This window comes from Bacteriovorax sp. DB6_IX (assembly GCF_000447775.1).
Taxonomy (GTDB): domain Bacteria; phylum Bdellovibrionota; class Bacteriovoracia; order Bacteriovoracales; family Bacteriovoracaceae; genus Halobacteriovorax_A.
In genome coordinates this window covers 1-8,118 of sequence record NZ_AUNJ01000285.1, presented here as the reverse complement: position 1 = coordinate 8,118, position 8,118 = coordinate 1, and the positions used below count along the sequence as shown (strand labels likewise).

The following is an 8,118-nucleotide window of genomic DNA, read 5'->3' as shown; positions in this document are numbered from 1 at the left end:
GAATCTTATTCTCTTCATAGAGAATGAAAGAAACCTTATCCTTGGTCGCTTGATTACTCATTAGTTACTACTTTGTGTCTGTGTCTGTGTTAAGTTCAAATTCCTAGTAAAGATCTGTTTTGGATCTTCAGAGTTAAAGAATCTTAGTTTTGGTTCAAAGGCTAAAGTATCTTCTGATGCTTCACTTTCGATACCTAGTTTAGACCATCTCTCGGCCACAATCTTCCACTTGTAGTAAGGATCTTTCTGTAAATAAAGAATCTTCTTACCAGTGTCTTGGATTGTATTAGATTTGTAATCTTGCTTAAAAGTCACTACAGCATATTCATCTGTTTTTAAGATTGTCAGATTGCTGATACCGATTTCAGGTGCACCTGGGTTGGCGAAGACAGCTCTTTTATAGTTTTTAAAGTTCTGGTATCCACCTTTTCTTGGATCCTTGAACTTATCCTTAGAGTAGTGTGAGATATACTCGTTAAAGTTCTCTGTTCTCCAAGCTTCTGCCCAATTCTCTACAGATTGAATGATCTGTTCGCGCTCACCTTGCCATGTATTCTTTTTAAGGTGTTCTAGCGTGTGAACAACGATGATTGGAGTTTTATTAAGTTCAATGAATTGAGAGATCTTAATTAGGTTTTGATTGTGAGCAACAATACAACCTCTAGAATCAAGTCCCTTATCAATTCTTGTTTCATCATTTGTTGAGTGAAGCCAAATACCTCCACCAGTTTTTCCTTGGTAGCGATCAATTGGATTAGGATAGTTCATAACAAAAGCACCCACGCCGTAAATTTCTCCCGCTTTACCATGTCTCTTTAAAAGATCTTGATGAGTAAGGAATTCTGTGAAGTGATAGATACCTTCTGGAGTTCTATGGTCACCTTGGAAAATTTTATCACCGGCCTTCTTCCCAGTGGCCATTTGATATTTTAATTGAAGTTTTGGAAGTCCACCTGTGTTCTTGTAAAGGTAGAGTGTATGAGTCGACTTCTCTGCCACGATGACGTGGTGAGAGAAATAATCACTTAGTAGTAATAGTGGTGACGGTAAGTACTCTTGAGCTTTTACAGTCAGTGTGAAGAGTAAACTTGAGGCGATTACTAGGTTTTTCATATAAGTCCTTAAGCCATAAATATTTAACAATACTGATATTCTAGACCATATTGGTTCAAGTCATCAAGTTAAAGAATTAATAAAATAGACATGATTTCCCATAGTTGGAGTATTTGCCACTGTGAGTTATCATATTTTATGAGGATAAATATATGAATGTCGTTATTTTAGATTCTAAAAACCAATTTACCAGTGATGATTTTCCAGCACATGTTCATGTCTGCCACTCTCTAGATGAGTTGATAACTCATCGAAAAGATAAGGTTGATGCTCTTGTTCTGACCGATGGTTGTGAGATGGAGGAGCTTGAAGCAATGGCCAAAGAGCTAGGGGATAGCCTGTGGAAACTCTTTGTTCCAAGAGCACTTGTTATGCTTGTCAAAGGAGTTGGCCTTAGCTCCGATGTTGTGACAGATGCTTATGATGACATTCACGCTGTGAGTGTTCTTCAACAAGATCAGGACTCAACGGCCTTAAGAAGACATGGGGTAGATCTTTCTCAAGTTAGTGACTATGACATCAAAGAAAATAAGAGAATTCAAGATGTTGTCGATAAGGTTTACAAGGATAGGGAAACTTTTATGAGTATTGATGATAATAATGAAGATGAAGGTGGTCTTAACTTCAATATGCCTGCAGAGGGAGTTGACGAGGGATTTCAAGATGAAGTCGATGAGGCCACAAAACACGACATCAGCCTAGAACTCGGCGATGCTGATGATACAGAAGACGAGGAAACTCAAGCCCTCGAGCCCGATGAGTCAGATGCTATGGACCTAGGTGATTCAACATCTGGTGGCTTAAGTCTAAGTGGTGAAGATGATGAAATAGATAATGCTTCAGTTGATGAGGACCAAGGAAGTGATCTTGATTTAGACATGGGAACTGACGGAGGACTTTCTCTTTCTGAAGAAGGTGATGAAATAGATAACACTTCAGTTGATGAGGATCAAGGAAGTGATCTTGATTTAGACATGGGGACAGATGGTGGTCTTTCTCTAAATGAAGAAGGCGATGAAATTGATAATATTGCTTCAGAAGAGGCCGGTGTAGGAGATCTTGATTTGGATAATCCACCAGCTCCACCTGTTGAGGACTCATTAGAAGATGATCTTGATATGTCAGCTGATGATGACTTGGATGATCTTGGAGATTTAGATGATGAACTCGATGATGATCTTTCCATGTCAGATGATTTGGATGAAGGTCTTGATGATCTTGATGATGATCTTGATGATCTAGATATGGATAATGATATTGGTGAGACCACTGGCGCCACCGTTGTGGCAACATTAACTGATGTCGCTGCTTTTGATAATAATCTAGACTTAAGTGAAGAAGATACGACAGATCAACATCAGTCAGATATGACGAAGACTGTTGGAACTGAAACCTTTAAGACTAAGATTAATATGATGTTAGGTGATGAGCTGTCTGAAAGCGATGATACTCTTACCGCGACAAATGAAGAAATTAATATTCCTGAGGCAACGCAGACTCTTTCTGACTATAGTATGCCAGCTCAAGAAAGTACTCCTATTCAAAGAACTGTTGTCGAAGAGGCCGTTACTGATGGACAACTTTTAACATCACTATCGAGTAATGAACTTCTTGATTTAAGAGTAACTCTTAAGGAGCTAAAAGAAGATCGACAAAATCTTCTTTCTCAAATCTCTGATCTTGAAGAAGAAAAGAGTAATGTCAGGCAAGATAATTTAAACCTTAAAGCGGATATCGATGAATTAAAGATTGAAATATCGATTCTTAAGAAGAGACACTTGGCAGAGCTGGAAGAGTTGAAGCATCAATTAAATCTTTCAAGTGAGAAGAGAGAGATTCTTGAGGCCAAGAATAAGAGTTACCAGAAAGAAATGGACCGACTTGGACAAAAAATTCGTGTCGATTTTGGTAAGATTAAGCAGAGAGAAAAGGATCTTGAGAGCCAATTAGAACTCGTTTCTATGGATGCTGATTCGAAAGTAAAGAGTCGAGATACGAAAATCTTAGAGCTTAAAAGAAAAATTGATTCTCTTGAGTTTAATATGGAGAATATTTCGATCAAGGAGAGGCAGTCTCGCAAAGATAAGGTTCTGCTTGAAGATAAACTCTCTAAAGTTGTTGGGACACTAAGAAATTCTCTAAGTTTCTTAGAAGAAGAAATTGATATTGAAGAAATAAAGAAAGACTTAGATATCTAGGGTGAGGGGTATCGTTGCAAAATATTACTGAAGATTATCAGAAGATCTTAGAGTTTATTTGTAAACTAGAAGATGTAGATGATTTAAAACATTTATTCGAGTATTTAGATAACTTCTGGCAAACACAGTTTGCTACCGCTCCCGTATTGATTTTCTCTAAAGCTAAAAATGGAAAAGAGGCCTATACAAGAGATTTCTGGAACCGTGGTAAGGATGAAATTTACTATAACGGAAATGAAGTTGAAGAAATGAAGCAGGCCGTGACTAATGCCGATGGTAAAGAGCTCTTTTATAAGTCTGATAAATTTGAAAATACAATTTATACTTTGAACTGTGGAGTCTATAAGACACAACGATTTTATATTTGTTTTAAGATAAATTATGAAATTGCGGACAATGTCTTAGAGTACTTCCATCAATTTATGGCGACAACATTGAAGAAAATTGGTCGTTATAAAGAAGCTGATAATTTAAAATCACTCGTTCATATTGATGATGTCACAGGTCTATATAACCAAAGAAAATTTCTCTTGGATATAGAGTATAGCATCGCTGAATATGAAAAATTAAAGAAACCTTTTTCTCTCATCTTTGTAGATATCGACCACTTTAAACAGGTCAATGATGGACATGGGCACTTAGTTGGTTCATCACTTCTTAAAGATGTTTCTAAGATTATTAGAGATACTGTAAGAGATGAAGATCTTTGTTATCGCTATGGTGGAGATGAGTTCGTTATATTGATACCTTTTTCAAATTACGAAGAGGCCAATATAGTGGCAACTCGTGTCTTAAAGAATATCAAGGATGAGACATTTACAGTTGAAGAGGGAGAGGGAATAGGTGATGCCTCTGAATTTAAACTCTCTGTTTCTATTGGAATTGCCAATTTCCCAAAGGATGCCAAGAATCAAGTGGATATTATCAATATGGCCGACAAGATGATGTATAAGGCTAAACAATCTGGGCGTGGAAAAATTTGTTCTGCGGCAGAATTGATTGGTACTGATGAGGAAGGTGAATGAGATATTTAATTCTCTCTGATCTTCACCTTGGAAAGGGAAAGTTCTTAAATAATGGACAATTCAATATTCTAGAAGACTTCTTTGAAGATGATCGCTTCTATGAGTTTTGTGATTATTTTTCTTCGGGAAAGTATTTCTTACAAAAAATTTGTCTCGTACTCAATGGTGATATTCTCAACTTGATTCAAATTGATTCTAAAGGTGTTTTTACTCATATTGTTGATGAGGAGATGACGATTCAACAAATTGATGACATTGCAAAAGGCCACCCTCAATTCTTTAAAGGGTTAAAAAAGTTTCTCAAAGCACCTAATAAAGAGGTTGTTTTTGTCATTGGAAACCATGATGCCGGAATGGAGTTTGAAGGGGCACAAAAGAAATTTATGGAGCTTTGTGGAGATGACGTAACATTCACTCAGAGTTTCGTTCGCCATGGCTTACATGTCGAACATGGCCATCGTTTTGAGGCCATTAATACTGTTCCTAAGAATAGCTACTTTCTTAGGGGTCCACAGGGAAAGAAGATTTTAAATTTCCCATGGGGCTCTCTTTTTTGTATTAATGTCCTTCCAAAACTAAAAAAAGAAAGACCTTATATTGATAAGGTTCGACCAATGTCGGCCTATGTAAAATGGTGTCTCTTTCACGATACGGTTTTCTTTTGGAAGCTTTTGGTAACTTGTTTGCAATATATTGTGACGACTTATAGTGATTATTACACCAAACAAAATAAGAATTTTAAAACAAGTCTTCAGATCTTAAGGCAAATTACGATTTATCCACGTTATGAGAAAATGGCCCGCAGGATAATAAAGAAGAATCCAAATATTCACACTGTTGTTATGGGGCATACGCACCTACAAGAGTGGCGTCGTTTTCCTGAGGGGAAATTCTATTTTAATACTGGGACATGGAATACAATTCCATCTATCGATGCGGGGATGCACCAAGATACTCGTCATCTCACGTATTGTTCTATCGATGTGCAAGAGACTAATAACGTTCTTGTCTATGCCACTGTCAATGAATGGAAGGGAAAATGGAAGCCATTTGTTGAAGAAATCGGGACTAATTAAGCCCAATAGAGCACTATGAATGGTGTTTTCTTACACTTTAAATTTTTCTTAACAACCTAGTTACGATGAAGAGATGGAATTGAAAATTTCTTGAGTTTAAGTTTTGATTAGGGCCCAAAAAAGGCAAAAAAAAACGACGTTCTTGAAAAATCCTTTCCCTCGAACGCCGACGTGTCTCTCTATGTCTCTATTTGTATTTATTCTAAGTGAAGATTAAAAAATATAAAAGAACTATTTTCTTACAGCTACTTTCAGCAAGTGGAGCGTAATTCTCTGGTATTTGTAATTGCCTGTAATTAAAGTATAAAAAATTTTTCACTCAACCTTTTAAATAAGCAAGATTTAGTCATTTTTTTTTGTGAGATAAGTAAACTTACCGCTAAGAGCTGAGTCAATTTTATTGACGAACTTAGACATTAATTTACGATCACTCTTTTTGACCCTAAGAACCTCATTATGGATCGCCACCAGTGAGCTCTTTACATCTTCAAGCATCTTCTTTTCTACTAAAGAGGCGAGAATTGAATCGGGAACAACTAGTGAGTCATACTTTAAAAGTGTCTTACCTTTGTATGGATAGAATGTGGCCGAACCATTTACTTTCTTGGCCGTATTAGATTTAACTAACCACCAGCTGACTTTATAAGTTGAAGTCTCTTTCTGTTCTAATTTGTGACCATGGATATACTTACCATTTGAAAGAGGCCAGGGCATCTCTAATTCATATTGAACATCTGCCTCTGTCGGAACCCTCTGTTTTACAACTTTGGCCTTAATCAAATTGGGAATATAACTTGGCTGATGCTCTAGAGCATAGAAAACTGCTACTGACTCAAGGCTTGTTGCCTCGATTGTCTTATAAACTGTAATTTGCGGCCATGGGAGCCCCTTAACTTCCTTGGTCTTAAAGAGGTACTCACCATCATCAATTCTCTTATAATCGTTCTGATTGAGTTCATTTGGAAGTTGAGCAAATGCGCATTGCGCAAGGGTAATTAATACAAGAAAAAACTTCATGATATATCCTATCTTTTTTGCTGAAAGTTAACTTATTCAATGTCTCATTTACAAGATATATTTTTTCAATTACATTGCGTCAAAAGGTATTTATTTTATGAAAAAATATAACTCGATCAGAATTTTTAAAAATCCATTTCTTGAGTCATTAACGCACGTTCATCCAATTGTGCCACTCCTTCTGTGGGTGCCAGTCATTATCTATTGGCTTTATAAGTCATATGTCGATTATGGACTAACAATGGCAGAGTATGGTGCGTTCTTTCTTATCGGAATTATCGTTTGGACATTTACTGAATATATACTTCACCGCTATGTTTTTCATATGCCGACAATTGGGCCACTGACGGAGAGATTTGTATTTCTTTTTCACGGTCTTCATCACGATGACCCAAATGATCCAACGAGACTTGTCATGCCACCGGCGCCGGCCATTATTATTGTGGCCCTGCTTTACGGATTGTTCTCACTCGTTGTTCCTGAAAGATATATCCAAGCATTCATGGCCTTCTTTATTGTGGGTTATCTCTGCTATGACTATATTCATTATGCAACTCACCACTTCAAGATGACTTCTAAAGTAGGTCGTTACCTTAAGAAGTGGCACTTACAACATCACTTTAGACATGAGAAGTCTAAGTATGGAGTAAGTTCTCCACTTTGGGACTACATCTTTAGAACAGTGACTGGGCCTAAGGAAAATTAATGTACAGAAATCTTTCAAAAATAACTCTCTTAGGGCTTGCGATGCAAGCTCTTCTTTCTTTTAACACTTCGGCCGATGAGTATAAGCAAGATCTTAAGGAAACTTTTGAGTATTTCTACAAAGGGTCTTATCAGCAGTTTAAAGAAGTTAATAATTTCTACTACGCGATACCTGCACTGGGGACAACTTATTATGCCTTTGAGCATGACAAGCGTTTAAGTAATAACCAGAGGTCGAAGAAGCTAAGAAAGGTTTATGATATCACTGGTGATTTAGGAGTCGTATTTAACTTTCCAGTTGTTCCGTTGGGAATCTATTATGCTGGTAAGAAATACAACAATAATAAGTCTGTTGAGTTTGCTAAAGAATATGCAGCAGCTCTATACTTAACACTACTTGAAACTGGACTTATCAGCTATATTCCTGGGCATGAAAGACCAAATAAAGAAGGTCAAAGTAAATGGGAGACTAGCTTTAGAGGGGATAATTCATTCCCAAGTGGTCACATTGTTCCTTATAGTGTTCTCTTTTTTAAAACACTTCAATATTATGGACCTTACTGGTCAATCATTCCTGGAACTCTGACATACTTCGCCTCACTTCAAAGAGTGAGAGAGGGAAGACACTATGTCTCTGATGTTGTAGGAGCCTTTTGGCTTTCTGCATTTGCCTCTGAAGGGGTACGTGCAATTGCCAAGCATAAGAAGAATCATCCATTTTATAAGATGATTTTTGAAAGGCAACTAGAACTGTCTTATATTCAATATAAGGGTGTCATTGGCCCGGCCTTTACTTATCGTTTTTAAATAAATATTAACGGCTTATCTCCGATAAGATTTTAAAATCATGGGGAAGAGATGACGCTTAAGAGGGTCTTAGTTAATATATTTTTACCGTTGGTATTATTGATTACAATAATTATTGTCGGTCATCAAACTCAGGTTCAAGTTAGAAAGAGTGCTGAAAATGAAGTCACAAATAAC

The 8,118-nt window shown here is 36.8% G+C and carries 7 protein-coding genes; 5 read left to right on the top strand and 2 right to left on the bottom strand.

The genetic code is table 11. The annotated features are described in order from the left end of the window. Positions 1-60: 60 nt before the first annotated feature. The gene (locus tag M901_RS08405) at positions 61-1,113 is read right to left on the bottom strand and encodes a L,D-transpeptidase family protein (protein ID WP_021277761.1); all 1,053 of its coding nucleotides are present in this window, start codon (positions 1,111-1,113) and stop codon (positions 61-63) included. Between the two features lie 152 nt (positions 1,114-1,265). Between M901_RS08405 and M901_RS08400 the strand changes: the two genes are divergently transcribed. From M901_RS08400 to M901_RS08390, 3 genes are read left to right on the top strand one after another with little or no spacing between them, the layout of a single operon-like run. Continuing rightward, positions 1,266-3,311, top strand: a complete 2,046-nt coding sequence (locus M901_RS08400; RefSeq protein WP_021277765.1) for a hypothetical protein — start codon at positions 1,266-1,268, stop codon at positions 3,309-3,311. A gap of 14 nt (positions 3,312-3,325) precedes the next feature. Next, positions 3,326-4,336, top strand: a complete 1,011-nt coding sequence (locus M901_RS16455; protein ID WP_021277763.1) for a GGDEF domain-containing protein — start codon at positions 3,326-3,328, stop codon at positions 4,334-4,336. Beyond that, positions 4,333-5,412, top strand: coding sequence for a metallophosphoesterase (locus M901_RS08390; RefSeq protein ID WP_021277766.1), 1,080 nt, complete (start codon positions 4,333-4,335; stop codon positions 5,410-5,412). Before M901_RS16455 ends, M901_RS08390 begins: the two co-directional genes overlap by 4 nt. Before the next feature lie 342 nt (positions 5,413-5,754). On the opposite strand, the gene M901_RS08385 is transcribed toward M901_RS08390, so the two are convergent. After that, the gene (locus M901_RS08385) at positions 5,755-6,429 is read right to left on the bottom strand and encodes a hypothetical protein (RefSeq protein ID WP_021277762.1); all 675 of its coding nucleotides are present in this window, start codon (positions 6,427-6,429) and stop codon (positions 5,755-5,757) included. A gap of 97 nt (positions 6,430-6,526) precedes the next feature. On the opposite strand from M901_RS08385, the gene M901_RS08380 reads away from it, so the two are divergent. Then, positions 6,527-7,135 carry a sterol desaturase family protein gene (locus M901_RS08380; protein ID WP_021277764.1) on the top strand — a complete coding sequence of 203 codons (609 nt, stop codon included), beginning with the start codon at positions 6,527-6,529 and terminating at the stop codon, positions 7,133-7,135. After that, positions 7,135-7,941 carry a phosphatase PAP2 family protein gene (locus M901_RS08375; protein ID WP_021277767.1) on the top strand — a complete coding sequence of 269 codons (807 nt, stop codon included), beginning with the start codon at positions 7,135-7,137 and terminating at the stop codon, positions 7,939-7,941. Before M901_RS08380 ends, M901_RS08375 begins: the two co-directional genes overlap by 1 nt. The last annotated feature ends 177 nt before the right edge of the window (positions 7,942-8,118 follow it).

Excerpts from the sequence above, each read along its gene's own strand:
- M901_RS08405 (WP_021277761.1), bottom strand. The coding sequence starts at position 1,113 with ATGAAAAACCTAGTAATCGCCTCAAGTTTACTCTTCACACTGACTGTA.
- M901_RS08400 (WP_021277765.1), top strand. The coding sequence starts at position 1,266 with ATGAATGTCGTTATTTTAGATTCTAAAAACCAATTTACCAGTGATGAT.
- M901_RS08390 (WP_021277766.1), top strand. The coding sequence starts at position 4,333 with ATGAGATATTTAATTCTCTCTGATCTTCACCTTGGAAAGGGAAAGTTC.
- M901_RS08385 (WP_021277762.1), bottom strand. The coding sequence starts at position 6,429 with ATGAAGTTTTTTCTTGTATTAATTACCCTTGCGCAATGCGCATTTGCT.
- M901_RS08380 (WP_021277764.1), top strand. The coding sequence starts at position 6,527 with ATGAAAAAATATAACTCGATCAGAATTTTTAAAAATCCATTTCTTGAG.
- M901_RS08375 (WP_021277767.1), top strand. The coding sequence starts at position 7,135 with ATGTACAGAAATCTTTCAAAAATAACTCTCTTAGGGCTTGCGATGCAA.